At 64.3% G+C, this 25,941-nt stretch carries 22 protein-coding genes; 9 read left to right on the forward strand and 13 right to left on the reverse strand.

The genetic code is table 11. The features are described from left to right. Positions 1-234: 234 nt before the first annotated feature. Together BN2476_RS00965 and BN2476_RS00970 are read right to left on the reverse strand one after the other, a co-directional pair. Entirely contained in the window at positions 235-606 is a 372-nt protein-coding gene (locus tag BN2476_RS00965; RefSeq protein ID WP_087732296.1) for an Hpt domain-containing protein, read from the reverse strand. After that, on the reverse strand, positions 603-1,244 hold the full coding sequence (locus tag BN2476_RS00970; protein ID WP_087732297.1) for a response regulator transcription factor: 642 nt from the start codon (positions 1,242-1,244) through the stop codon (positions 603-605). The genes BN2476_RS00965 and BN2476_RS00970 overlap by 4 nt, the downstream gene beginning before the upstream one ends. A gap of 312 nt (positions 1,245-1,556) precedes the next feature. Here BN2476_RS00970 and BN2476_RS00975 point away from each other — a divergent pair, with 312 nt between their 5' ends. The 5 genes from BN2476_RS00975 to BN2476_RS00995 are packed head-to-tail and all read left to right on the forward strand — an operon-like array spanning position 1,557 to position 6,827. Then, a complete protein-coding gene (locus tag BN2476_RS00975) occupies positions 1,557-2,297 on the forward strand; it encodes a TetR/AcrR family transcriptional regulator (protein WP_087732298.1) in 741 nt (246 codons plus the stop codon). Next, positions 2,294-3,277 (forward strand): HlyD family secretion protein, encoded by a 984-nt coding sequence (locus BN2476_RS00980; protein ID WP_087732299.1) that lies wholly within the window; start codon positions 2,294-2,296, stop codon positions 3,275-3,277. Before BN2476_RS00975 ends, BN2476_RS00980 begins: the two co-directional genes overlap by 4 nt. Continuing rightward, complete coding sequence (locus BN2476_RS00985) at positions 3,274-4,227, forward strand: ABC transporter ATP-binding protein (RefSeq protein WP_087732300.1); 954 nt, start codon at positions 3,274-3,276, stop codon at positions 4,225-4,227. The genes BN2476_RS00980 and BN2476_RS00985 overlap by 4 nt, the downstream gene beginning before the upstream one ends. Continuing rightward, positions 4,224-5,360, forward strand: a complete 1,137-nt coding sequence (locus BN2476_RS00990) for an ABC transporter permease (protein WP_087732301.1) — start codon at positions 4,224-4,226, stop codon at positions 5,358-5,360. The genes BN2476_RS00985 and BN2476_RS00990 overlap by 4 nt, the downstream gene beginning before the upstream one ends. Before the next feature lie 12 nt (positions 5,361-5,372). Then, positions 5,373-6,827, forward strand: a complete 1,455-nt coding sequence (locus tag BN2476_RS00995) for an efflux transporter outer membrane subunit (RefSeq protein WP_087732302.1) — start codon at positions 5,373-5,375, stop codon at positions 6,825-6,827. Positions 6,828-6,876: 49 nt separating this feature from the next. On the opposite strand, the gene BN2476_RS01000 is transcribed toward BN2476_RS00995, so the two are convergent. From BN2476_RS01000 to BN2476_RS01020, 5 genes are all read right to left on the reverse strand, one after another. Then, positions 6,877-7,128, reverse strand: a complete 252-nt coding sequence (locus BN2476_RS01000; RefSeq protein ID WP_087732303.1) for a GlsB/YeaQ/YmgE family stress response membrane protein — start codon at positions 7,126-7,128, stop codon at positions 6,877-6,879. A gap of 188 nt (positions 7,129-7,316) precedes the next feature. Beyond that, positions 7,317-8,156, reverse strand: a complete 840-nt coding sequence (locus BN2476_RS01005; RefSeq protein WP_087732304.1) for an ABC transporter permease — start codon at positions 8,154-8,156, stop codon at positions 7,317-7,319. Positions 8,157-8,173: 17 nt separating this feature from the next. After that, entirely contained in the window at positions 8,174-9,436 is a 1,263-nt protein-coding gene (locus tag BN2476_RS01010; RefSeq protein ID WP_173819572.1) for an ABC transporter permease, read from the reverse strand. 92 nt (positions 9,437-9,528) lie between these two features. Beyond that, complete coding sequence (locus BN2476_RS01015) at positions 9,529-10,587, reverse strand: ABC transporter substrate-binding protein (RefSeq protein ID WP_087732305.1); 1,059 nt, start codon at positions 10,585-10,587, stop codon at positions 9,529-9,531. An 83-nt stretch (positions 10,588-10,670) separates the two neighbouring features. Beyond that, the gene (locus BN2476_RS01020) at positions 10,671-11,762 is read right to left on the reverse strand and encodes an ABC transporter ATP-binding protein (RefSeq protein WP_087732332.1); all 1,092 of its coding nucleotides are present in this window, start codon (positions 11,760-11,762) and stop codon (positions 10,671-10,673) included. Between the two features lie 150 nt (positions 11,763-11,912). Between BN2476_RS01020 and pdxR the strand changes: the two genes are divergently transcribed. Beyond that, positions 11,913-13,469 (forward strand): MocR-like pyridoxine biosynthesis transcription factor PdxR, encoded by a 1,557-nt coding sequence (pdxR, locus tag BN2476_RS01025; protein WP_087732306.1) that lies wholly within the window; start codon positions 11,913-11,915, stop codon positions 13,467-13,469. Between the two features lie 144 nt (positions 13,470-13,613). On the opposite strand, the gene BN2476_RS01030 is transcribed toward pdxR, so the two are convergent. Both BN2476_RS01030 and BN2476_RS01035 read right to left on the reverse strand, forming a co-directional pair. Continuing rightward, the gene (locus tag BN2476_RS01030; protein ID WP_087732307.1) at positions 13,614-17,474 is read right to left on the reverse strand and encodes a DUF748 domain-containing protein; all 3,861 of its coding nucleotides are present in this window, start codon (positions 17,472-17,474) and stop codon (positions 13,614-13,616) included. A 386-nt stretch (positions 17,475-17,860) separates the two neighbouring features. Continuing rightward, positions 17,861-19,279 (reverse strand): DUF1254 domain-containing protein, encoded by a 1,419-nt coding sequence (locus BN2476_RS01035; protein WP_087732308.1) that lies wholly within the window; start codon positions 19,277-19,279, stop codon positions 17,861-17,863. Between the two features lie 245 nt (positions 19,280-19,524). On the opposite strand from BN2476_RS01035, the gene BN2476_RS01040 reads away from it, so the two are divergent. Both BN2476_RS01040 and BN2476_RS01045 read left to right on the forward strand, forming a co-directional pair. Beyond that, a complete protein-coding gene (locus BN2476_RS01040; RefSeq protein ID WP_087732309.1) occupies positions 19,525-20,169 on the forward strand; it encodes an FMN-binding negative transcriptional regulator in 645 nt (214 codons plus the stop codon). A 106-nt stretch (positions 20,170-20,275) separates the two neighbouring features. Beyond that, on the forward strand, positions 20,276-22,816 hold the full coding sequence (locus BN2476_RS01045; protein WP_087732333.1) for a heavy metal translocating P-type ATPase: 2,541 nt from the start codon (positions 20,276-20,278) through the stop codon (positions 22,814-22,816). Positions 22,817-22,832: 16 nt separating this feature from the next. Here BN2476_RS01045 and BN2476_RS01050 read toward each other — a convergent pair whose 3' ends face one another. The 3 genes from BN2476_RS01050 to BN2476_RS01060 form a co-directional block, all read right to left on the reverse strand. Continuing rightward, positions 22,833-23,447, reverse strand: a complete 615-nt coding sequence (locus tag BN2476_RS01050; protein WP_087732310.1) for a flavin reductase family protein — start codon at positions 23,445-23,447, stop codon at positions 22,833-22,835. A gap of 145 nt (positions 23,448-23,592) precedes the next feature. Further along, a complete protein-coding gene (locus BN2476_RS01055) occupies positions 23,593-24,528 on the reverse strand; it encodes a 3-hydroxyacyl-CoA dehydrogenase family protein (protein ID WP_087732311.1) in 936 nt (311 codons plus the stop codon). A 171-nt stretch (positions 24,529-24,699) separates the two neighbouring features. Then, positions 24,700-24,984: a hypothetical protein gene (locus tag BN2476_RS01060; protein WP_087732312.1), complete on the reverse strand. Its 285-nt coding sequence runs from the start codon at positions 24,982-24,984 to the stop codon at positions 24,700-24,702. Positions 24,985-25,330: 346 nt separating this feature from the next. On the opposite strand from BN2476_RS01060, the gene BN2476_RS49245 reads away from it, so the two are divergent. Next, positions 25,331-25,456 carry a hypothetical protein gene (locus tag BN2476_RS49245; RefSeq protein WP_268957844.1) on the forward strand — a complete coding sequence of 42 codons (126 nt, stop codon included), beginning with the start codon at positions 25,331-25,333 and terminating at the stop codon, positions 25,454-25,456. On the opposite strand, the gene BN2476_RS47115 is transcribed toward BN2476_RS49245, so the two are convergent. After that, complete coding sequence (locus BN2476_RS47115; RefSeq protein ID WP_012403599.1) at positions 25,457-25,615, reverse strand: hypothetical protein; 159 nt, start codon at positions 25,613-25,615, stop codon at positions 25,457-25,459. Positions 25,616-25,941 lie beyond the last annotated feature (326 nt).

The raw sequence follows: 25,941 nt of genomic DNA on the forward strand, positions 1-25,941 counted from the left end.
TTTTAGTGACTACATTATTGAGCCAATAAAAACGCCCTAATGGCGCCAGTGCCCAGCAATCACGCGGACTTGCGACCGCGTGATGACTACAAGAAAGGGAGGAACTTCGGGCTAATGACCAGTATAGAGCGCGATTTTGTCTGTGCAGGAGAAAATGCCTGCCTTTGCGCTAACAAGTATTTATTGCCGGATGCGGGATGATAGGCACAAGGGCACACGGCGTCCATTCGCCGGTCATGCCGGCGAGGTCAACAATCCGTTGAGCTGTTCGTTCAGTTGATCGACCACTTCCGCCACGAATGGAAGCAGCGCGACGATAGTCAGCGCATCGCGCTCGAACGCCGCGCGCTCCAGGCGCCGCGCCAGCGAGATTTCGCGGCTGCATTGCAGCATCCCGAGCGAACCGGCGAGGCGATGGGCGGCACGGCCCAGGTCGTCCCATGCTTCGCTATGGCGGGCCGCCATCATGAACACTAGCGTTGCGCGATTCGTCTCAATCAGCGCACACGTCACGTCGCGCGCAACGACGTGATCGCCTAGCGCGAGGGCATCGATTCGCGCGCGCAGCGTGCAGTCGAATGCGGTGCACATGGGAAGCGGCGTCATTGCTGCGCGGCCGTGATGCCACACCGCCGCGCGAAATCGACCAGCTCGACGAGCGTCTGGACGCCCACCTTGTTCATCAGCCGGGTCTTGTGGCTGCTGACCGTCTTGTTGCTGATGAAGAGCGCGTCGCCGATCGACTTGTTGGACATGCCTTTGGCCAGCATCTGCAAAATCACGAGCTCCTTGTCGGACAGCATGTCGAGCTTGTTGGCTTCAGTGACGGCATGGGCGGAGCCGGAACCGTTCATGGAAGGCACAACGGGAAACACGCTATAGCCCGACAACACCGCCTCCACGCTGCGCATGATTTCCTTCACGTCCTGAGACTTGCTGACAAAACCCTGCGCGCCTGCCCGCATCGCGCGGGTAACGAAAGTGGCGGCATCGTGGCTCGACAGAATGAGCACGCGCATGCCGGGATGCGCGGCTTTCAGACGGGAAAGAACATCGAGGCCATTTATTCGCGGAATATCCAGATCGAGAATAGTGAGATCCGGTGCGAATTGACGCGCCATTTCCATTGCAGCCTGACCGTTGTCCGCTTCAAATACTTCCTGCGTACCGAGCATTTGCAATAGATGAGTCTTGATAACAAGGCGAAATGCAGGATGATCGTCCACGATTAATATAGAAGCCAACGCCTGTTCTCCAGATATCTTTTTGATCGCGCGCTCGTCAATTTCGCGGACTCCTGACAAATCCCGCACGCCTCTTTACATGAAGATTCTAATTCATTATTGACGCATCCAGTCTGCGGAATATTCTGCATTCTTCATTGCGAATTCAATTCGAATGTTATCTGGAACGCCGATAAATACCGCGCGCATAAAAAAGTAAATCAGCCAGGCAAAATCTGGCTTTCGCGGATAGTCGCCTAGCGCGAGGCAGCGCGTCGCACCTCAGGTAAACCCGCTTGAATTTAACTAACTCGTCAATTAAGCTTGCGTCTCATGAACCCGAAGCGTCCACCGGCCAAACCGCGCGGCCGGCGCCCCGTCGTCGAGAACTTCGACGTGCGCGAGCATCTGCTCGACACGGCCACGCGCCTTTTCTCCGAGCGCGGCATCGCGGCGACCACCGTCGCGCAGATCGCCACGAGCGCGGGCGTCACTTCCGCGCTCGTGCACTACTACTTCACGAACCGCGAAACGCTGCTCGACGCGATCGTCGAAGAACGGCTTGCGCCGTCCATCAGCTTCGTGTGGAGCGCCGCCGGCGACGATTCGAATGCCGATCCGTTCGCGATGGTCGATGACCTCGTCACGCGTCTTTTCGACGTCACGCGCCGCATGCCGTGGCTGCCGCCGCTGTGGCTACGCGAGGTCATCAACGAAGGCGGCATGCTGCGCGAGCGCATGCTCACGCGCATCCCGTTCGACAACATCAAGCGCTTCGGCGCACGCATCATGCAGGCGCAGCAGGCGGGCGAAGTGAATGCCGAGCTCGATCCCCTGCTGATGTTCAACTCGATCCTCGCGCTCGTGATGCTGCCGCAAGCGGCCGCGAAGGTGTGGCAAAGCATTCGCGGCTTTCGCGCGATCGACCGCGAGACGTTGCAGCGGCACGCGACGGCGTTGCTGCTGGGCGGCATGCGTCCGCCCGCAACCACCGCCGACAAAGCACCCAACGTCCCTAATGCCCGTACTGCGCGCAAGACCACGCGGCGCGCCACCACGAGGTCCAGGCCATGACGCAGTCCCGTTCATCCGCGAGCACGCTGCGGCTATTCGTTGTGTTCATCGCGTTCGTCGCATGCAGCGCGCTCGGCGCATGCTCGCATCGCAACGACAACACATGGCAAGGCTACGTCGAAGGCGAATTCGTGTATCTCGGCTCGTCGCAATCGGGCAAGCTGACGCAACTCGATGTCGCTCGCGGCGACGAGATCGCGGCGAATGCACCCATATTCGCGCTCGAATCCGTCGACGAAGCGGCCGCGCTGCAACAGGCGCAGCAACAGCTCGCCGCGGCCCGCGCGCAGCTCGCGGACATCCAGACGGGCAAGCGCCCGCCCGAAATCGACGTGACCAAAGCGCAGCTCGCGCAGGCCATCGCGAATGCGCGCAAGGCAACATTGCAACTGACGCGCGACGAAGCGCAGTATCGCGTGGGCGGCATTCCGAAGGGACAGCTCGACGATTCGCGCGCCGCCGCCGATGCCGCCAACGCCCAGGTGCGTGAGCTCACGCATGAAGTCGATGTCGCGCGCCTGCCCGGCCGCTCGCAGCAACTGGCCGCGCAGGCGGCGCAAGTCGACGCGGCGCAGGCAGCCGTCGCGCAGGCGCAATGGAAGCTCGACCAGAAGCGCGTGAACGCGCCCGCGAAAGGCCGTGTGTACGACACGCTGTATCGCGTCGGCGAATGGGTGCAGGCGGGCAGCCCCGTCGTGCAGATGCTGCCGCCGCAGAACGTGAAGGTGCGCTTCTTCGTGCCGGAGACGCTGGTCGGCTCGCTCCAGCCCGGCCGCGCGCTGACCATTCATTGCGACGGCTGCGCGTCGGACGTGAATGCGACGATCACCTATGTATCGAGTTCGTCCGAATATACGCCGCCCGTCATCTACAGCAACGAGAGCCGCGGGAAACTCGTGTTCATGATCGAAGCGCGCCCTTCCGTCGACGATGCGCCGCGCCTGCATCCCGGCCAACCCGTTTCGGTGAGCTTGCGATGAACACGCAGAACGGAACGCTTGCCATCGACGTGCACAACCTGAACAAGCACTTCGGCGACAGGCACGTCGTCAACGACGTGACGCTGCAGGTCGCGCGCGGCGAAATCTTCGGCTTTCTCGGACCGAACGGCAGCGGCAAGACGACGTCGATCCGCCTGATGTGCGGACTGCTCACGCCGGACTCCGGCAGCGGCACGTGCCTCGGCTACGACATCGTGCGCGAGAGCGCGCAGATAAAGCGCAATGTCGGCTATATGACGCAGCGCTTCTCGTACTGGGACGACATGACGATTCGCGAGAACCTCGATTTCGTCGCGCGCATCTATCAGATGAAGAACCGCAAGGAGAAAGTCGACCGCGCGCTCGAAACGCTCGGGCTGCAAACGCGCGCGGGCCAGATGACGGGCGCGCTGTCGGGCGGCTGGAAACAGCGGCTCGCGCTAGCCGCGTGCATGTTGCACGAGCCGAGGCTTCTTCTGCTCGACGAGCCGACGGCGGGTGTCGATCCCACCGCGCGCCGCGACTTCTGGGAAGAGCTGCATCGTCTCGCGGCACAAGGTATTTCGGTGCTGGTGAGCACGCACTACATGGACGAAGCGGAACGCTGCCACAAGCTCGCGTATATCGCGTACGGCAAACTGCTCGCGCAAGGCACCGCGCAACAGGTGATCGAATCGCAGGCGCTCGCCACCTGGGCGATTCATGGCGAGCGTCTGACCGAGCTATCGGAACGGTTGCGCAACACGCCGGGCGTCGATCAGACCGTCGTGTTCGGTTCCGCGCTGCATGCGAGCGGCCACGACCACGCGGCGCTCGAAAAGGCCATCCGGCAGGCGACGTCCGGCATGTCCGTGCATATCGAGCCGATCGACACAGGGCTCGAAGACGTGTTCATCTACATGATGAGCCGCTCGACCGACAACTACGCGCAGCCAGGCAAGCCATCGTGAACCGATTCTTTTCCGTCACGCGCTGGTGGGGCATCGTGCTGAAGGAATTCATCCAGTTGCGGCGCGACCGCATCACGTTCGGCATGATCGTCGGCCTGCCGATTCTTCAGCTCGCGCTGTTCGGCTTCGCGATCAACACCGACCCGAAGCATCTGCGCACGGCCGTCATCGTCAGCGACGACAGCCCGTTCTCGCGCAGCTTCGTCGCGGCGATGCAGAACTCCGACTACTTCGACATCGTCGAAACGCTGCCCAACGATGCAGCCGGGCGCCATGCGCTCGCGCAAGGCAACGTGCAGTTCGTCGTGTCGATCCCAGTCGATTTCTCGCGGCGGCTGTTGCGCGGCGAACGGCCCGCGCTGCTGGTCGAAGCCGACGCAACCGATCCGACGGCGACGCAAGCGCCCCTCGCCGCGCTGCCCGGTCTCGTGCAATCGGTCGCGGACAAGGACATCACGGGACCGCTCGCGCATCTGAACGGCGCGCCCGCCGCGTTCGACGTGCAGATCCACAAGCTGTACAACCCCGAAGGCATAACGCAATACAACGTCGTGCCGGGGCTGATGGGCACCATCCTCACGCTGACGATGGTGATGATGACGGGCCTCGCGATGACGCGCGAACGCGAGCGCGGCACGATGGAAAATCTGCTCGCGACGCCTGTTCTTCCCCTCGAAGTGATTGCGGGCAAGCTGGTGCCGTACATTGCAATCGGACTCGTGCAGTCGTCGATCATTCTCACGGCGGCGCGCTACGTCTTTCACGTGCCGTTCGTCGGCAGCCTGATTGCGCTCTACGTAGCCGCGCTGCTTTTCATCGCGGCGAACCTGACGGTCGGCATCACGCTGTCGTCGATTGCGCAGAACCAGTTGCAGGCGATGCAGCTCACCGTCTTCTACTTCCTGCCGAGCCTGCTGCTGTCGGGCTTCATGTTTCCGTTCGCCGGCATGCCCGTGTGGGCGCAATGGATCGGCAATCTGCTGCCCCTCACGTACTTCAATCGCCTCGTGCGCGGCATTCTGCTGAAGGGCAACGGCTGGGTGGACCTGTGGCCTTCCGTATGGCCCGTCGCGATCTTCACGGTCATCGTGCTGGCGATCGCGGTGCGCTTCTACCGGCGCACGCTCGACTAGGAGGACTCGATCATGAAACGCTGCGTCCTCGTCACTGCGCTCCTGCTGTGCGGTTGCGCCGTCGGCCCGGATTTTCATGCGCCATCCGCGCCCGATGCGCGGTCCTATACGCGCGCAGCGCTGCCTGCTTCCACGCAGGCCGCTGGCGCGACGCAAACGCTCGTCGCCGCCGATCACGCGTTGCCGACATGGTGGACGCAATTTCATTCCGACGCGCTGAACCGTCTCGTCGATACAGCGCTACAGCAAAGCCCGACGCTCGACGAAGCGCGCGCGAAGCTCGTCGAAGCGCGCGAAAACTATGTCGCACAAGCGGGCGCGACGCAGTTTCCCGCGATCGACGCGAAGCTTTCCGGCGCGCGTCAGAAGGTCGACCCCGCTGCGTTCGGCATTCCGAACGTGCCGAATCCCGGGCCGTTCACGCTGTTCAATGCGTCGGTGAGCGTGTCGTATGTGCTCGATGTTTTCGGCGGCAACCGGCGCGCGCTCGAAGCGCTGCTCGCGCAGGTCGACTATCAGACGTATGAACTCGATGCCGCGCGTCTAACGCTCGCGGGCAATGTCATATCGACGGCGATCCGACGCGCTTCGGTGCAACAGCAACTGGCGCTGACGGAGCAGCTCGCCGATGCACAGGCGCAGCAGCTGAAGATTATCGAAGGACGTTATGCGGCGGGCGGCGTCGCGGAACTCGACGTGCGCACGCAGCGCACGCTGCTCGCACAAACGCGCGCACAGCTTGCGCCGCTCGCGACGCAGCTCGCGCAGGCCGATCATCAACTGGCGATTCTGCTCGGCGTGGCGCCGTCGAAAGCGGATTTCGACGATGTCACGCTCGACGCGCTGCATTTGCCCGATACCGTGCCCGTCACGCTGCCGTCGACGCTCGCACGCGAACGCCCCGATATCCGCGCATCGGAAGCGTTGCTGCATCAGGCGAGCGCGAACGTCGGCGTCGCGACGGCGAATCTTTATCCGCAATTCGTGGTGTCGGCGGGTGTGGGTTCCGAGCGCACGCGCATCGAAGATATCGTCAATGGCATGAACATCTGGAACATCGGCCTGAATCTGACGCAGCCGATCTTTCACGGCGGCGAACTGCACGCGAAGAAGCGCGCGGCGCAAGCCGCTTACGACGCAGCTTTCGCATCGTACCGGCAGACCGTGCTGCAGGCGCTGCAACAGGTCGCCGATACGCTGCATGCATTGAACGACGATGCGCATGAACTGCAGGCGCGCGACGAAGCGGCATCGGAGGCGCAAGCGAGTATGAAGATCGCGCAGGCGCGGTATGCGGCGGGTGGTGTCAGCCAGTTCGGCTTGATCGATACGCAACGCCAGGCGTTGCAGACGGCGATCGACCGGACGCGCGCTCAGGGCGATCGTCTTGCGGATACGGCTGCGCTGTTTCAGGCGTTAGGCGGCATGACGCCCGTTGCGCCTGTGGATCAGGCGGCGAGGCGGTGACCGACGCAGCAACGGCCGTCCCGCACGCCGCCCACGCCACGCCGCAACGTCACCGGCGCTTGATCAGCCGGATGACGAACAGCAGGATGACCGCGCCGACAAATGCCGTGGCGACCGAGCCGATCCATCCGTTGCCGAGCGAGACATGCAGCACGCCCGACAACCAGCCGCCGATAAACGCGCCCGCAATCCCGACGACGATATCGATCAGGACGCCGAAGCCGCCGCCATCCACGAGCACGCTGGCGAGCCAGCCCGCCACGCAGCCGATGATCAACCACGCAATGATTCCGTGTTCCATAGTTTTCCCAGGTTTGTACTGCATTTGTTGGAGCGGGTCCATGACGATGCTGTAACCCCGCTTTCGTTGACGCCACTCATGGGATCAGCGTGGGTTGTACAACAGCGTTCAACCTGGGTTGTGAACGTTTGTCAAAGCGTTGGGCGTCGTGCGAGGCACAGCGGCACGCAACCCGCGAGCAAGCAGCGCTAAACCGCCACCGCCCGCGCCGCATTCCTCCCGCGCAGCCATTCGAGCGCCAGCAGCAGGCACGTTGAAAACACAATGAGGATCGTCGCGAGCGCGGCGATCGTCGGGCTGATGTTCTCGCGAATGCCCGTGAACATCTGACGCGGCAGCGTCGTCTGATCCGCGCCCGCGAGGAACAGCGTGACGACCACTTCATCGAACGACGTCGCGAACGCGAACAGCGCGCCCGAGATCACGCCCGGCGCAATGACTGGCAACGTAATGTTGAAGAAGGTCTTCACCGGGTTCGCGCCGAGCGACAGGCTCGCGCGCACGAGGTTGTAGTTGAAGCCCTGCAACGTCGCGGCCACCGTCGTCACGACGAACGGCACACCCAGCGACGCATGCGCCATGATCAGCCCGATATACGTATTGGCGAGCCCCAGCGGCGCAAAGAACAGATACATGCCGACGCCGACCACCACCACGGGCACGATCATCGGCGAAATCAGCACTGCCATCAACAGCGCCTTGCCCTTGAAGTTCGCCTTCGTCAGCCCGATCGCCGCGAGCGTGCCGAGCACGGTCGCGAACACCGTCGCGGACGGCGCGACGATAAAGCTGTTCTTCGCGGCCATCCGCCATTCGTCGGAAGCGATCAGGTTCTGATACCAGCGCAGCGACCAGCCCGGAATCGGATAGACGAGGAACGTGCTCGACGAAAACGACAGCGGCACGATCGCGAGCACGGGCAGGATCAGATACAGCAGCGTCAGCACGGCAAGCCCGCGCAACGTGAAGTACCACACGCGCTCGATCATCGACGTGTGCGGCGCGAACATCGGTTTGGCCAGTTTCATCGCGTGCTCTCCTTGCGTCAGCCGAGGCTCACTTGAGAACGCGTGAAGCGTCCGTAGATCACATACAGCACGAGCGTCGCCGCGAGCAGCAGACCGCCGAGCGCGCACGCCATGCCCCAGTTGATCGTCACGTTCGTGAAGTACGCGACGTAGTAGCTGACCATCTGGTCGTTCGGTCCGCCGAGCAGCGCCGGCGTGATGTAGTAGCCGATCGCGAGGATGAACACGAGCAGCGCGCCCGCGCCGACGCCCGGATACGTCTGCGGCACGTACACGCGCCAGAACGCCGCAAACGGATGCGAGCCAAGCGAGATCGCCGCGCGCTGATAGCTCGGCGGAATCGACTTCATCACGCTGTAGAGCGGCAGGATCATGAACGGCAAGAGGATATGCGTCATCGAGATATAGACGCCGACTCGGTTGAACAGCAGCGCCAAAGGATCGTGTATCAGCCCTGTGCCGAGCAGCGCCTTGTTGACGAGCCCTTCGCTTTGCAGAATCACGATCCACGCGGCGACGCGCACGAGAATCGATGTCCAGAACGGAATCAGCACGAGGATCATCACGAGATTCGCGCGCCGTTCATTGAGCGTCGAGATCCAGTACGCGAGCGGATAGCCGAGCAGCAACGCGAACACGGTCACGGCAAAGCCGATCACGAACGTGCGGCTGAACACGGCGAGATAGATCTGTTGCTCGGGATCGGTGGGAATGATGTGGCCGAACGCGTCCTGCTTGTGGTCGAGCGCGGCGAGCAGATAGAACGGCGAATACGTGCCGCCGTTCTTCGCGATCGCCTGCCAGTACTTCACGTCGCCCCAGCGCTCGTCGAGTTCGAGGATCTTCGCCTTCATCTGGCCGGGTGGCAGCGCGTGGCCCGCATCGTCGTTCAGCGGCATCGCGCGCGCCGTCTTTGCGACGAGCGAACGATAACCGGGGATTTCCGTGTTCAGACGGCGCGCCAGCGCGCCCATCGCTTCGCCGTCGGCGATGGCCGTCAGATCGGTGGCGAGCGCGGCGTATGCCGCGTCGGTGGGCGCGGATTTGCGGTCCCAGTCGCGCAGCACCGTCACGGTATGCGGCAGGGCCGTCGCGATCTCCGGGTTCTGCACGGCGCGCGTGAGCAGCGCGCCGATCGGCACGACGAAGATCATCAGCAGAAAAATCGCGAGCGGCGCGATCAGCAGCAGCGCCATCGCGCGCTTCTTCGCTTCCGCAGCCTTCAGTTCGCGCTTGAGTTTGTTCGCCGACTCGGGGGCCGAGTCGGCGGCGATCGTCATCGTCGTCACACGTTTCTCCATGCCTGACGTCACTTCAGTGCTGCTGCGATGCGGCCTCTTTCAACAGAAGCCGCATCGCATTCTCCTGCTGCTTACTTCGACGCCCACGACGCGAAGCGCTGCTCCAGCTCGTCGCCGTGATCGGTCCAGAACGTAAGGTTCTGCAGCACCGCGTTCTTGCCGTTGGTCGGCGAGTTCGGCAGATTCGAGAGCGTCTTCGCGTCGAGCGACTTGATGGCCGATTCGTTCACCGGGCCGTACGCGATGTGCTTCGCGTATTCCTGCTGCGGCTTCGACGAGATCGTGTATGCGATGTACTTCTCGGCGAGCGCCTTGTTCGGCGTGCCCTTCGGCATCGCCCAGTAGTCGAGGTCGTAGATGCTGCCGTTCCACACGACCTTCAGGTTCTTGCCTTCCTTCTGCGCGGCATCGATGCGGCCGTTATAGGCAGTCGACATCACGACGTCGCCCGCCACGAGGAATTGCGGCGGCTGCGCGCCCGCTTCCCACCACTGGATGTTCGGCTTCAGTTCGTCGAGCTTCTTGAATGCGCGGTCCTGGCCTTCCTTCGTCGCGAGCACCTTGTAGACATCCTTCGGCGCAACGCCGTCGGCCATCAGCGCGAACTCGAGGTTGTAGCGCGCGCCCTTGCGCATGCCGCGCTTGCCCGGAAATTTCTTCGTGTCCCAGAAGTCAGCCCAGCTTGCCGGCGCCGTCTTCAGCTTGTCGGCGTTGTACGCCATCGCCGTCGACCACACGAAGATGCCGACGCCGCACGTCTGCGGCGCCTCGGGAATCAGATCCGACTTCTTGCCGAGCTTCGACCAGTCGAGCTTTTCATACAGGCCTTCGTCACAGCCGCGGCCCAGGTCGCCCGATTCGACTTCGACGACGTCCCAGTTCACGTGCTTCGCCTCGACCATCGCCTTCACCTTCGCCTGCTCGCCGTTGTACTCCACGGCCGTCACCTTCGCGCCGTTTTGCGCTTCGAACGGCTGGTTGAAGGCCGCCTTCTGCGCGTCGCCATTCGCGCCGCCGAAGTTCACGACGGTCAGTTCCGCCGCGTTCGCCTGATTCGTCGCCGCCGCGCCGAATGCGAGGACGAATGCGCCGACAGCCACGGCACAGCGCGATTGCACGATCTTCTTCATGGTGGTTCCTCTTCCGTGTGTGATGGTGTGATGAGTGCTGCTTACGACGTGGACGTTCTTGTGTTTCTCGTCAATGCTGATGCTCACGCGAACACGCGCAGATGCTCCGGCGCGAACTCGAGCGCGACAGGCGCGCCTGGCGCGAAGCCTTCGAGCGCTTCCGTGCCGAGCGGCACCTTCACGAAGCACTCGTCCTGTTCCGGCAGACGGCAGCGCATGCGCACGTGGTCGCCGAAATAGATGAGACCGCGCGCTTCGCCTGCGAGTGCGTTCGCGCCCGCTTTCGACGCGCCTGCCGCGAGCTTCATCCGCTCGGGCCGGATGCACGCGATGCCTTGCGCGCCCGCCTTCGCGCCACCGATATTGCGCCCGACGAGCCGCGTGCCGTCGATCAGGTGAAACTCGCAGTAGTCGCCGTCGACATTCGCAACCGTGCCGCGCAGCCGGTTGCTGTCGCCGATGAAGTTCGCGACGAACTCGTTGCACGGCGATTCGTAGAGGCGATCGACGGTATCGAGCTGCTGCACGATGCCCTTGTCGAACACGGCGACGCGATCGGACATCGTCAATGCTTCGCCCTGATCGTGCGTCACGTAGACGAACGTGACGCCGAGCTTCTCGTGCAGCGACTTGAGTTCGATTTGCATGTGCTCGCGCAACTGCTTGTCGAGCGCGCCGAGCGGTTCGTCCATCAGCACGAGCTTGGGCTCGAAGACGAGCGCGCGAGCCAGCGCGATGCGCTGCTGCTGGCCGCCCGACAATTGCGCCGGATAACGCTTCGCGAAGCCTTCCATGCGCACCATCTTCAACGCGTTGTTGACCTTGTGCGCGCGTTCGTCGGCGGCCAGCTTGCGCACGGTCAGCGGATACGCGACGTTCTGCTCGACGGTCAGATGCGGAAACAGCGCGTAGTTCTGAAACACCATGCCGATGTTGCGCTTGTGCGGCGGCACGTTGTTGAGCAACTGTCCGTCGAGCCAGATCTCGCCACCCGTCGGAAACTCGAAGCCCGCGAGCATCATCAGGCAGGTCGTCTTGCCGGAGCCGGACGGCCCGAGCAGCGTGAGGAATTCGCCCTGATAGATGTCGAGATCGAGTTGCTTGACAACGAGCGTCTCGCCGTCATACGTCTTGCGCACACCCCGAAAGCTGACGATTACGTCTTCGGTTCTCATCGTGTCCGTCTCCATGGCCTGCCGTCGCACCTACGGGTTTCTACCCAGATGGTTCCACTCATCGCGCAGAATCGCATCGATTGCGTGATCCACTATAGCCGCTTACGGTTCTACAATAGGGAACCATTTCATAATTCCGGATAGAACCACTTGGACACCGTGATCCTGTCGGACTGGCTCGCCGCGCGGCTCGACCGGACGGCCGCCGAACCCGTCTACCGGCAAGTGCTCGGGCTAATGCAGCAGGCCATTCTGACGGGCCAGTTGCCGCCCGGCGCGAAGCTGCCCAGCTCGCGCACGCTCGCCGGCGATCTCGGCATCGCACGCAACACGGTCCTGCACGTCTACGACCAGCTCACGGCCGAAGGCTATGTGATCTCGACAACGGGCAGCGGCACCTATGTCGCCGACACACGTCCGGATACGGCCGCCGTCAACGCGCGCACGGCGCCACGCGCAGCAAGTGGCCCCGTCGGAGTCGTCACGGGCACGGCGCCACCGCAATCCGGCGCACCGGCGCGCGGCGGCCTGTCGATGCGCGGCTCGCAACTCATCCGCAAGGCGGGCGTGTCGGCGAGGCAATGGGGCGCGTTCATGCCGGGCGTGCCGGATGTCTCCGAATTCCCCGCGCGCACATGGAGCCGCCTGCAGTCGAAGCTGTGGAAGCAGGCGAACCCCGATCTGCTGACGTATGCGCCGGGCGGCGGCTATCGTCCGCTGCGGCGGGCGTTGTCGGACTATCTGCGGGTCGCGCGCTCGGCGAAGTGCACGCCGGATCAGATCATCATCACGACGGGCATCCATCAGTCGATCGATCTCGCCGTGCGGCTGCTGACGGATGTCGGCGACCGCGCGTGGGTCGAGGAGCCGTGCTATTGGGGCGCGCGCAGCGTGCTGCAAGCGTCGGGGCTGACGCTCGTGCCCGTGCCCGTCGACGACGAAGGGCTCAATCCGCGCGAGCCGGATTTGAAATCGCCGCCGCGCATCGCGCTCGTCACGCCGTCGCATCAATATCCGCTCGGCATGGTGATGAGCCTCGCGCGCCGCCGCACGCTGCTCGAATACGCGCGGCAGCACGGCGTGTGGATCATCGAAGACGATTACGACAGCGAGTTCCGTTACGGCAGCCGGCCGCTCGCGTCGCTGCAAGGGCTCGACGACGCGGGCCAGGTGATCTACGTCGGCAGTCTGGGGAAGATGCTGTTTCCGGGCTTGCGGATCGGCTTCATGATCGCGCCGGAACATCTCGTCGACAGGTTTCGCACGGGGCTCGCCGAGCTGTATCGCGAAGGTCAGCTGATGCAACAGGCCGTGCTGACCGAGTTCATCATGGACGGCTATCTGACATCGCACGTGCGGCGCATGCGGGCACTGTATGGCGAGCGCCGCCAGATCCTGATCGATGCGATCACCGCGCGCTTCGGCGACACGCTGCCCGTGATGGGCGACGAAGCGGGGCTGCATCTGGTGCTCGGCCTGCCCGATCACGCGGACGACCGCGAAGTGACGGCAGCTTCATACGATGCCGGCGTGATCGTGCGGCCGCTCGCGTCGTACTACAACAGCGAGACGCCCGCGCGACGCGGTCTGCTGCTCGGCTACGCGTGCGTGCCGAACGAGGGCATCGGTCCCGCGTTCGATACGCTCGCGCGGGTGATCGAACAGACGGCGTTGAAGACAACAGCGGCGCCGACACGCGCCGCCTGACGCGATGCTGGTTTGCGCGCGGCGCGTCGTGCGCGTGTGCACGTGAGCGTGCGTGTCGCTAACCGCTTGTCACTGGCCGCGTGCTCGTGAAGCATCGCCGGCACACGACCGGCGACGCCATCGGCACATGACAGCGCCGACGCCTTATTTAAGGCCGAAATCGACTCGCGTCGTCGCGCCCTTGTCGCTGATCCCCGACGCATCGAGCTTCGGCGCGACGATGAACACGCGGCTGCTGTCGATCTTGCCTTCGAAGTATTGCTGCACCGCCTGCGCACGCCGCTGCGCGAGATCGCGCAAGCTCGCATCCGTCACGGGCGCGTGCTCGGCGAGCGCGGCCTTCATTTCGTCATCGGGCAGCGTCTTCGTCAGGCCCACGAAATTGCGCGGCTTCTTGAAGTCGGCATCCTTGTAGGCCTTCGTCAGGTATTTCTCGTATTCCTTGTCGTCGACCTTGACGCTCATCGGGTCGACGCTCTCGCCATTGCCCACGACATCCTTGATCTTCTGCTGACGCACGAGCCGATCGACATACGCGGTGCGCAGCCCGGGCTGATCGACGGCGGGATCGACGCGCCCGATGATCTCGATGCGCACCGACGGCTTGTCGGCGAGCGCCTTCACGATCGTGTCGAGCTTCTTCTGCGACGCGTCTGAAAGCGCCGCAGACCCGGCATCGAACTCGACATACCCGAGTTCCTCGCCATTGCCGCCGAACGCGTGCGCGAGCAGCGAGAATGGCGCCGTCACGGCCTTCTGCAGCAGGTTCAGCACGGCATGCCAGATCAGTCCGCCGATGCTGAACTCCGGATTGTTCAGCGAACCCGACACGGGAATATTCACGTCGATCTCGCCACGCGAGTTCTTCAGCAGCGAGATTGCAAGCCGCACAGGGAGCTTGGTCGCCGTGTCGTTGTCGACGTGATCGCCGAATGTCAGCTGGTCGATGAAGATGTGGTTGTTCGCCGTCAACTGGTCATTCGCGAGCTGATAGTGCAGATCGACGTTCAGCTTGCCCTTCGTGATGGGATAGCCCGCGTACTTCGCCGAGTACGGCGTGAGGTTGGTCAGTTCGATGTCGTGCGCCGTCGCCGTCAGATCGAGCGACGGCTTCGCGATCAGCGGATTGACCGAGCCGCGGATCGTGATCGGTCCGTTGGCCGCGAGCTTCGCCGACACATCGACGGGCGCCGGCTGCTTCGAGTCCGTGCCGAACGCGCCAACCGTGCCTTGAATCGCGACCAGGTTCGCCGAGTAGTTCGGCTTGATGAAGTTGTCGGTGTAGTTGACGCGACCGTTCTGCAAGACGAGCTGGCCGAAGTGCAGGCGCACCGGATTTTGCGGCGTCCCTGTCACCGTCACGGCCGCGCTGGAAGCAGCCGAAGCCGCAGCCGGCGCGGCAGCCGATGCCACAACCGGCGCAGCAGCCGACGCGGCGGACGGCGCCGCAGCCGGTGCAGCAGCAACCGGCGCTTCCGATGCGGCAGGCGGGCTCAGCGGAATCGGCTCACGACCCTTGGGGTTCTTCTCGCGCGTGAGCGATTGCGGCTCGCCCGGCTGCTGCGCGACCACGTCTTTCAGATTCAGCTTGCCCTGCGCATCGAGCAGCACCCGGCCGTAGAAGTTCGCGAACGTGACCTTGGCCGCATCGACATCCATGCCATGCGCGTCGTAATTCGCCTTCAGGCCCGTGAGCGCAAGCGAGCGCCAGCCCGCGAACGGGTCGGACGTCGCCTTGTCGATCATCCGCACGTCGACGAGCGCCGCGTCGCCGTGATACGTCGCGCGCACGCCCTTCGATTTCTCTTCCTGCGCCATCGTCACTTCGCCGTTCGCATTGAGCAGCGCGCTCGCGACAGTCGCGTTCAACTTGCTGCCGAAGTATGGCTCGAACGCAGCGGCATCGAGCCGGTTCGCGTTGATCTTCAGCCCGAGCTTGAGCGGCGTCGCCGTCACGTCACCCGTCACGCCGAGCGTGCCCTTGCCGTTCACCGTCGCCTGCAACTCGACGGGCAGCGCGTGGCTCATGTCCTCGCTGATCTTCTGCACTTTCAGTTGCAGCGGCGTCACGACGACTTTGACCGGACGCGCGGTCGTGTTGTCGGTGAACGTGGCCGACGAGTTCTTCAGATTCAGCTCGCCGATGCTGTAACGCCAGGCCGGCCCTTCCTGCGATGCTTTCTTCGCCGCGTGAATCACGGTGCGCTCGCGCACCTCTTCGTGCGGCGGGCCGGCGAGCGCTGCGAGATCGATCGTGCCGTCCTTCAGGCGCTGCGCATCGACGGACAGGCCCGTCAGGTCCACGCCGTCGATTTCCGCCTTGCGGCCCGGCAGGTCCACGTGCTTCACGCTCGCCTTGCCGTCCGCGATCGCGATGGCCGGCTGCTTCTCGCCCGCCGACGCCACCTTGACCGATTGCAGAGCGATCTGGCTTTCGCCGATCTGCAGATCGATGGGCTCCTTCGACCAGTTCGCCGTCAGGTTCGTCTGCACGCTGAGCGTTCCGTCGACCAGCTTCGCCGCCGTCACCGTGTCGAGATACGGCTGCGCGACAGGCAGCGACACCGACTTCAGATCGATCTTCGCATCGGCCGTCTTCGCGGCGAGCGTCAGATTACCCGTCACGGCGAGCGCGCTCTTCGGCTGGTTCTTGAGGCCACTGTTGACGCTGTAGCGCGCGGGCGTCTTACCGAGCGTGGAGAAGTCGTCGAGAGACACGGCGAGATCGGTCAGCCCCGCCGACACCGGTCGCGACGCCGCTTCGTCCTGCACGTCGACGGTGCCGTTGGTGAGCGCGAAGCGCTTGATCTGCAAGTCGATGGGCGGCGCGGCCTTTGCTGCTTCCGGCTTCGCCTGCGTGCCGGACGCGGGTGCGGATGCGGGTGCGGATGCCGTTGCCGGCGCGCTCGCGGCCTGGTTCGGCGCGCCGGCTGCGGGCGCTGGAGCGAACGTGTGCTGGACGCTCAGGATACCGTTCTTGTCACGCGCGAGATGCACGTCGGGCGCATCGAGACGGATATCGTCGAAGTGATAGCCGCTCTTGAGCGGCTCGAGCGTGGCCGCCGCCACATGCAGCGAGCGCGCCGCGAAGAACGGCGCCTTGTGCTCGTCGAGCACGTCGATGTCGGCGAGATCGGTCGTCCCGGTGATGCGCAGCGTCGGCGCATCGCCCGCCATCACGAAGTTGACTTTCAGATCGCTCGACAGCTTGCCCGCCTGCACCGTGACAGGCAGCTTCGCCGGCGAATAGGACAGCAGCTTCGGCACGTCGAGCCCTTGGAAGCGCAGCGACACTTCCGACTCGCGCGACTTCGCGAACGGCTTCGTGCGGCCGTCGATGGCAAGCGGACTGCCATCGATGCGCGCGCGCAGCAACGGCTCGACGAAGATATCGGTTTTCGAAGGCAGCGTCGCGATGAACGGAATGCCGAGCCGCCATTGATCGACGATGTGCGTGACGCCGAGCAGGCGGTCGTCGAAGGTGATCTTGCCGTTCTCGATCCGGATGTTCGAAATCGAGAACTGCGCGGGTTTGCTCTCGGGCTTCGACGGCTGCTTCGCGAACTTTTCGATCAGGTCGCTGAAGTTGAAGCGCTGCGCGTCATAGCGGACGATCGTGAAGCGCGGCGAGTCCAGATGCACTTCGTCGACGATGGGCGCGAGCCGGAAAATCGAGCTCCACGATGTGCGCACGATCAGCCGTTCGATATCGACGAAATCGCCCTTGCCACCGCGTTCGCCGATATGCACGCGGTCCGCTTCGAAGTTGAGCGTGTACGGATTGAGCGCGATGTGGCCGATGGTGGCGGGCCGGTCCAGCTGCTCGCTGAGTTGCTGTTCGGCGATGTGGCGAATCAGCGGTGGCGCGGCGAAAAAACCGAGCAGGCCGAATACGGCCACCACGATGAACAGGATGAGAACGATGCGCCGGGCGCGTCGCCCTTGCGCGACTTCGCGGACAGTCTGGATGGAAGAAATGAGTGTTGCTTTGGTGGGGCTTGCCATGCTCGGTCGCGGGTAGTGCGGCGCAAAGCTCGCCGCTGTGACGAAGATTCAGCTTGCCCAAAGTATACGTCGTGTACTTCGGGCAAACCATCAAATGTCATGGGAATGCCGACCGTTGCAGGTAAATAAAGGTGAGAAAGTGTAAAGGCGCGGATGCCCGTCGAACGACCGTGTTCGTGTCGACCAGAGTTGCCGCTTTAGCGGCGTACTCCGGTCCCACGCAGAGCGGTCGACCAGAGTTGCCGCTTTAGCGGCGTACTCCGGTCCCACGCAAAGCGGTCGACCAGAGTTGCCGCTTTAGCTGTCGGCAGGAGTTAGTGCTTTAGCACCTACTCCCGCCCCATACACGACCGCGTTGCCGTCATGCGGCCGACACGTTCATTCGCTCATTGACGCACGACAGCGGGCGGCGCCCAGGTGCCATCGCTTGCTTCCGGCTTCGGCGCATAGAGACGCAGCACAAGCTGGAAATCGCCGCGCGGCGCGGGCAGCCAGTTTGCCGCCTTGCGCTGCCGCACCGACGACACCGTCACGTCGATCGAGCCGTCGCGATTGCGCCGCACACCCGCCTTGTCGCCGACGGCCGCATACGCGGGCGCGCTTTCGCCGAGCGCGCCGTCCTTCGTGTAAGCCGTGACCGACCAGAAGCCGCGCACGGGCGGCACCTGCTTCGGCGCGAAGTGCATCACGTAGCGGTTCGCGCCGTTCAGCGCGTGGCCGTCGCTATCGAGCGACACGCTCGCGCGCACTTCGTCGTCCTTTGTACCAATGCCCGGCTGCGCATAAGCGGCATACGCGCGCAACGCATAGTCGGGACCGTAGTTGCCGACCCCGTCGCCAAACCAGCTCCAGCCGTTACCCATCACCATGTTGGTCGGCGGCGTCGCGACGCGCGCACGGCCGTCCGCGAGACCGCCCGCGATCGCATCGGTCGCCGTCGACGGCAACTCGACGGGGTCGTCCGGCTGCACGCCGAGGTCCGCGAGAAATTTGAGCGCATGCGGATCAGCGGGCGAAGGCGGATTGTCGGGCAGCAGTTGCGCGACGCGATCGAAGAAGCCTTTCGCATCGAGCGCGGCGACCTGGTCGGCGGGCGAGCCCGACGCGCCCGTATCGGCGGACAGGCTGCGCGGCGCGACGGAAGCCGGTGACGCGTCACCCGTATAGACGCTCAATGGCGCCACGCGAATGCCGCGCTGCACCTTGCGCACGGCTGTCAGGTCGTGCGCGCCGTTCGTCTGGATGCGCACGTCGAGCCAGACGTTGCGGGTCGGCGCGTCGATGCGCTTCACGCCCTTCGGCAGATCGCCCTTCCAGTCGGGCTTCGCGAACGCGACTGTCTGCGCCTTGATGCCCGCCGCGCGGGAAGCGCCCTGCGAATCCGTCGTCGACCACAGCACGTTGGTCCACATGTCGAGCGCGCGCGCATCGACGTAGCGCCCCGGCGACGCGGGCAGCGACACGATCACCGGCTCGTCGCCGACGTCGAGCCACGCGGTCGAGTCGAGCGTGTCGATGCCGGGCGTCGGCGGATTGTGCGCACCGACGGGCGGCAGCGCCGTCCCGTGACGCACCGTGTTGATGGGCGCCTGGCCCGGGCCCGTGCCGACGGCGGCATCGCGCGCCGTGCCCATCAGCACGAGCGGATACGCAAAAACGTAGGAATCGGCAACCTCGTCCTTGATCCATCCAGTGGGCTTGGGCGCCACAATGGGAGTCGACGAGCAGCCGGCAAGGAATGCGACGCCTGCGAGCGCCGCGCAGGCCAGATGAAACGGAAACTGTTCTCGGCGATTTTTTATCATTGGATGAACCGCGGTCCTGGATGTATCTCGGGTCAGGACCGACTGGGTCCGCCGAGCCCCCGCTCGCGTCAACCCGTCGCATTGTCCTGACATTGCTTTTCTGAGATCGGGTTTTATCTTATCCGCGGCGCGGCGGCAAGCAATAAGGCACGAACGTGAACATTGCCTTGCATTTTGATATACGGTTGCGCTTCTGAGCACACTTCTGAGCATCGCCGTCGCCGCCTTTTACCCGGAGCCGAGTCATGTACATTCCCGCCCATTTCGAAGAGAACCGTCTGGAAGTTCTCCATCGGCTGATCACCGACTATCCGCTCGGATCGCTGGTCACGGTCGGCCCGAACGGGCTCGACGCGAACCACGTGCCGTTCGAGTTCGATGCCGGCAAAGGTCCGCATGGCACGTTGCACGCGCACGTCGCGCGGGCGAATCCCGTCTGGCAGGAAGTGGCCGAACGGCCGGATGCGCTCGTGATTTTCCAGGGACCGACCGCGTACATTTCGCCGACGTGGTATCCGAGCAAGCACGAAACGCATCATCAGGTGCCGACGTACAACTACATGGTCGTCCATGCGCACGGCCCGATCGTGGTGCGCGACGATGAAGCGTTCGTGCGCGGCCTCGTCGCGCGGCTCACGCGCAAGATGGAAGCGGGCGAGCCTGTGCCGTGGAAAATGGGCGACGCGCCCGCCGACTACATCTCGCAGATGCTCGGCGCGATCGTCGGCATCGAGATCGAGATCGCGAAGCTGACGGGCAAATGGAAGCTGAGCCAGAACAAGGCTTCCGCCGACCGGCGCGGCGCCGCCGCAGCGCTGAACGAACGCAACAGCGACGAGCAGCGCGCCGTCGCCGATGCGATGCTGGCCGCGCCGCCCGAACTCGATTGACCACATCGCAATTACCGATTCCCGACAGCCCTTGACCTTCCCATCATGGGAAGGTCAATACTGGCTCCATTAGACGCTTATGCGCCGTAACTGGAGCCTCGCCGCCATGACCGATCTCGCCACACCGCGCGCCGCCGACACTTCCCACGTCGACGCGAAAACCGCCGAACTGGACATCCGCGGCATGACCTGCGCGTCGTGCGCGCTGCGGGTCGAGAAGGCGCTCGCGAAAGTGCCGGGCGTCTCAGGCGCGTCGGTGAATCTGGCGACTGAAAAGGCCAGCGTCGAGGCCGACGCCTCCGTTGCCGCCGATACCCTCGTCGCTGCCCTCGTCGCGGCCGTGCGCAAGGCGGGCTACGACGCGCAACCCGTGGTCGAAGCGCCGCTGTCCGCGAGCGATGCCGCAGCCACGAGCGCGGAACTCGCGATCGGCGGCATGACCTGCGCGGCGTGCGCGCTGCGCGTCGAAAAGGCGCTCGCGAAGGTGCCGGGCGTCGCGTCCGCGTCCGTCAATCTCGCGACAGAAAAGGCCGCCGTCACGACCAACGGCGCGGTCGGCATCGACCAGCTGATTGCGGCTGTGACGAAAGCCGGCTATCAGGCGACGCCTCTTGCCGCCGATGCAGCCGACGCCGGCACCGCGCCCGTCGATCGCGACAAGGACGCCCTCGCGCGCCAGGCCGTGCGCCGCGAGCTGGGCGCCGTCGTGCTCTGCGCGCTGCTGACGCTGCCGCTCATTGTCCCGATGGTCGCAGAACCGCTCGGCCTTGACGCGATGCTGCCCGCCTCGTTGCAACTCGCGCTCGCGACCGTCGTCCAGTTCGCGTTCGGCGCGCGCTTCTACCGCGCCGCGTGGAAGGCCGTGCGCGCCGGCTCGGGCAACATGGATCTGCTGGTGGCGCTCGGCACGTCGGCGGCGTATGGCGTGAGCGTCTATCAGATGGCGCTCCATCCCGGCGACACGATGCACCTCTATTTCGAAGCGTCGGCCGTCGTCATTACGCTGGTGCGCTTCGGCAAGTGGCTCGAAGCGCGTGCGAAGCGCCAGACCACCGATGCGATCCGCGCACTCAACGCGCTGCGGCCCGATCGCGCGCGCATCGTCGTCGGCATGCAGGAGCACGAGGTGCCGCTCGCGCAGGTGCGCGTCGGGATGGTCGTCGCCGTGCGGCCGGGCGAGCGCGTGCCCGTCGATGGCGCCGTGCTGCAAGGCCGCACGCATATCGACGAATCGCTGATCACGGGCGAAAGCCTCCCCGTGCCGAAGCAGCCGGACGACCGCGTGACGGCGGGCTCGATCAACGGCGAGGGCGCGATCACGGTGACGACGACGGCGATCGGCGCGGAAACGACGCTTGCGCGGATCATCCGGCTCGTCGAGACCGCGCAAGCGGAGAAAGCGCCGATTCAACGGCTCGTCGATCGCGTCAGCGAAATCTTCGTGCCGGCGATTCTCGCGATCGCGCTCGTCACGCTGACGGGCTGGCTTCTCACGGGGCACGACGCGGAAACGGCCATTCTGAACGCGGTCGCGGTGCTGGTGATCGCGTGTCCGTGCGCGCTCGGTCTCGCGACGCCGACGGCCATCATGGCGGGCACGGGCGTCGCCGCGCGTCACGGCGTGCTGATCAAGGATGCGCAGGCGCTCGAAATCGCGCATCAGATCCGCGTGGTCGCGTTCGACAAGACGGGGACGCTGACGGTCGGCCAGCCGTCGGTGACGGCCTTCGACGCGGCGCCGGGCATCGGCCGCGCGGATGCGCTCGCGCTGGCAGCCGTCGTGCAGCGGCATAGCGATCATCCGCTTGCGAAGGCGGTCGTAAAGGCCTTTGAGGCAGCACCGGAAGCGCTGGCCAGCGCAAGCACCCTGCCCGCAGCGGGCGAGGCGCGCGCCGTCGCGGGGCGCGGCGTGGAAGCGGACATCGGCGGAGAAACGGTCGCGATCGGCAGCAGCCGCTGGCTGCGCGAACGGGATGCCGCGCTGCCGCCCGCGCTCGCCCAGCGGGCACACGAGCTCGAAGCGCAGGGCAACACGGTCTCGTGGCTGATGAAGCGCGGCAACGCGGACGCACCGGCTGAAGTCCTCGCACTGATCGCATTCGGCGACACGCTGAAGCCCGGCGCGCGCGCCGCCGTCGAGCGGCTCTCGCGGATGGGCGTGACGAGCGCGCTCGTCACGGGCGACAACGAAGGCAGCGCGAGGAGCGTCGCGGCCGCGCTCGGCATCGACGAAGTGCACGCGCAGGTGCTGCCGTCCGACAAGGCGCGCGTCGTGCACGACCTGAAGATCCGTACCTCGAGCGTCGTCGCGATGGCGGGCGACGGCATCAACGATGCGCCCGCGCTCGCCGCCGCCGACATCGGCATCGCGATGGCGACGGGCACCGACGTCGCGATGCACGCGGCGGGCATCACGCTGATGCGCGGCGACCCGGCGCTCGTCGCCGATGCGATCGACATCTCGCGGCGCACCTGGCGCAAGATCCGGCAGAACCTGTTCTGGGCGTTCGTCTATAACCTGATCGGCATTCCGCTCGCGGCGTTCGGGCTGCTGAATCCGATGATCGCGGGCGCGGCGATGGCGTTTTCGAGCGTCAGCGTCGTGACGAACGCGCTGCTGCTACGAACGTGGCGTTCGTCGCGATGATTTGAAGCGGGAATCGTCAGGACGTCGGACGGATCATCTGGAACATGTCGCCGATCTGCGCGTAGTCGGCGCGATAGCCCGCGCGCATGATCGGCTGTGCGGCGTGCGTGTCGAACAGCCCGTCTTTCAGATACTCGCTGCGGATATGCACGCCGACCACCTGGCCGAGCGCGAGCCAGTTGTCCATCGGCTTGCCGCTCAGGTCGTGCAACTGGACGACTTGCAGCAGCTTGCATTCGAGCGCCGCCGGCGATTCGCCGACATGCGGCACCGACACATTGCGTCCCTGCGCGGGCGTGAGGCCCGAAAGCTGAAACTCGTCGACGTCGGGCGCAACGGGCGCCGACGTGCGATTCATCTTCTCGGCGAGCGGACGCGTCGCGAGATTCCAGACGAACTCGCGCGTCTCTTCGATATTGCGGATGCTGTCTTTGCGGCCCTCGCTGCAAAAACCGATGATCGACGGAAAGGTCGCGAACGCGCCGAAGAAGCTGTAGGGCGCGAGATTCAACTGGCCGCTTGCCGCGCGCGTCGAGACCCAGCCGATCAGGCGGGGCGCGACGATCGCCTTGAACGGATCGTGAGGCAGGCCGTGCCCGGCGGCCGGGTCGTAGAAATAGACGTCCGACATGATGTCGCTTCCTTTGTTTCGCTTCGGTCTGGGTTGCTTGTGCCTGGTTCGCTTGCGTCCGGTTCGCTTGCGTCCGGTTCGCTTGCGTCTGGTTCGCTTGCGTTTGCCTCGCTTGCGTCCGGCTCGCGATGCGCGGCGCCGCCACTCAGCGTTGTCCGTGCTTCTGTCCATTCGACTGGATCACGCGCCGGCGTCCCGCTTTCACCTTCGCGGCCTGCGCGTCGTCCCAGTCGTAAAAGCCCGCGCCGCTGCGCACGCCGACTCGTCCCGCCAGCACCTGCTCGCGCATAAGATCAAGCACGTCTTCGTCTTTCCCGAGCGCGGGCATCAGATGGCTCGCGATATCGACGAACGTATCGAGGCCGCCCATGTCCGCGCCTTCGAACGGCCCAACGATGCCCCAGCGCTTGCCCAGCGACGCCTTCATCACGCGGTCGACGACTTCGTGTGTCGCCGCGCCCGAGCGCACGATGTTCAGCGCTTCGCGCAACACCGCGAACTGCAGACGGTTGCCGACGAAGCCCGGAATCGCTTTCGACAGCACGACGGGCTCCATGCCCGTCGCGTTGATCAGTGCGACAGTCGCATCGATGACGTCTTGCGACGTATCGCTGCCCGGCACCACTTCAACGAGGGGAATCATGTGCGGCGGATTCCAGTAGTGCGCGATCAGAAAGCGCTCTTTCGCGCGCAGCGGCACCGACAACTGGTCGGGCGGAAAGCCGCTCGTGTTGCTCGCGAGGATCGCGTCCTCGCGCAGTATGTCCGTGAGCGCCCCGTAAAGCCGATGCTTCAGTTCGAGCACTTCCGGAATCGCTTCGATTACGAATTGCGCATCGGCCATTACGTCGATCGACGCGCTCGTTTCGATGTTCGCAAGCGCCGCCGCTTTTGCCTGCTGATCGATACAACCGGCGTCGATCAACTCGTCGAGCACCGCTTGTGCCTTAGCCGCGACGCTGGCGAGCCGCGCGGGGTCGACGTCGTTGACGATCGTCCTGTGGCCGTGCAGCGCGCTCTGCGTCGCGATGCCGACGCCCATCAGTCCCGTTCCCACCACGCCTACGACTGGCTTGCTCAATCCTTATTCCCCTTGCTAGCGCTGTGCCGCTGATCAAAGCACGAAAGCATAGCGCAGCACGCGTTTTTCCGACGCCGGATACGACAGGGCCGGCGCGCTCCTGCGAGCGGCCGGCCCTGTTTTCGCCTAAGCGGCATCTCCAACCGATGCCGTCAGGCTGACGTCAACGCATTAGTAGTAACGCGGGGGCGGCGGACGGTGGCCGTGATCGCGATCGTGGTACGGATCGCGGTCATGCGGGTGACGACGCATCCAGTCGTCGTGCGCCCAGTAGCGGTGGCCGTCCCAGTAGCGGTCGCCGTGCCAGCCGACGTTGATCTGCACGCCCACCGGCATCATGTGCGGCTGCCCATAAACGGGTGCGTGCTGCGCAAAGGCGCTGGTAGCGCCCAGCAATGCGCCGCCCGCAAGCACTGCCGCGATGATCGAACGCGATGTCTTGTTCAAGGCCTTCATGACTATTCTCCCTATCGAGTTTCGTTGCGAGGGGGGCTGAATCGACCGGGTTGGTTTGAGATTCGCGCCGTTCGCTTGAGAACCACTTTAGCGGCGCAGACCTTTCATAGACGTGAGCACTTGTAAGCGCACATTTCAAAAGCGGGAGGCATCAACGAACTGGGCTTGCGGGCGGCAAGCCCTGATTTCACAAGGCTAAGCGCGCTTCCGATAGTTTTCGTGGCTGGCTTGGCGCGAATCGCCCGTTACATCCATTTCGGCCCCGAAATAATGGACGACGGATTGTGACGTCCCGCGCAATACCGAACTGGCCTGGCTACAGGACTGGGCTATTGCCGGTCGCGGCATGAAGCGCAAAAACAAAAAACCCGGCGTGGCCGGGTTCTTTTTGAATTTCGCCGCTTCTGGATGGCGGCGACATGCGCAGTGCAACGTCTTTTCGTTCGACGGCTGGCCGATCGGTGATCAGTAATCAGTCGGTCAGGCGGATGCCGAACAGGGTTGATTGCGACTTGCGAACACGCTCCGCTTCGCGATGACGTGCTTCGTACGAGTAATCCGAATCCAGAGGCAGGTGAGGCGACGCGAAGAGGTCGCTAACCTTTTGGAACAGCGCGAAAAGATAGTTCATGGCGACTCCCGGTTGATGGTGATCTAGGGTTTTCCCTTAAGAAGAAGTATAGGGTTTTCCCTAGGCAAAAGCTAGTGCGATGCAGCAATTTATTTGTCGTGGTCGTTTTCCGCAGGTCGTTTGAAGGGATGTTGCGACGCGTCACGCCGATCAAACCGGGCTTGCAGACCCGTCCCCCGTTCTTTCGGGAATGCAACAGCTCGCCGTGCGTTTATTGGTACGGGCGCGAAGCAGACCGTTAGATGCGTTTTTGCCGGTGCCGGTGCGGGTCCGCGTGCGGACAGCGACGGCTCGGCTGCTTGGCGGCTTGGCGGCTCGGCGGCTCG

Source organism: Paraburkholderia piptadeniae (assembly GCF_900007165.1).
GTDB lineage: Bacteria > Pseudomonadota > Gammaproteobacteria > Burkholderiales > Burkholderiaceae > Paraburkholderia > Paraburkholderia piptadeniae.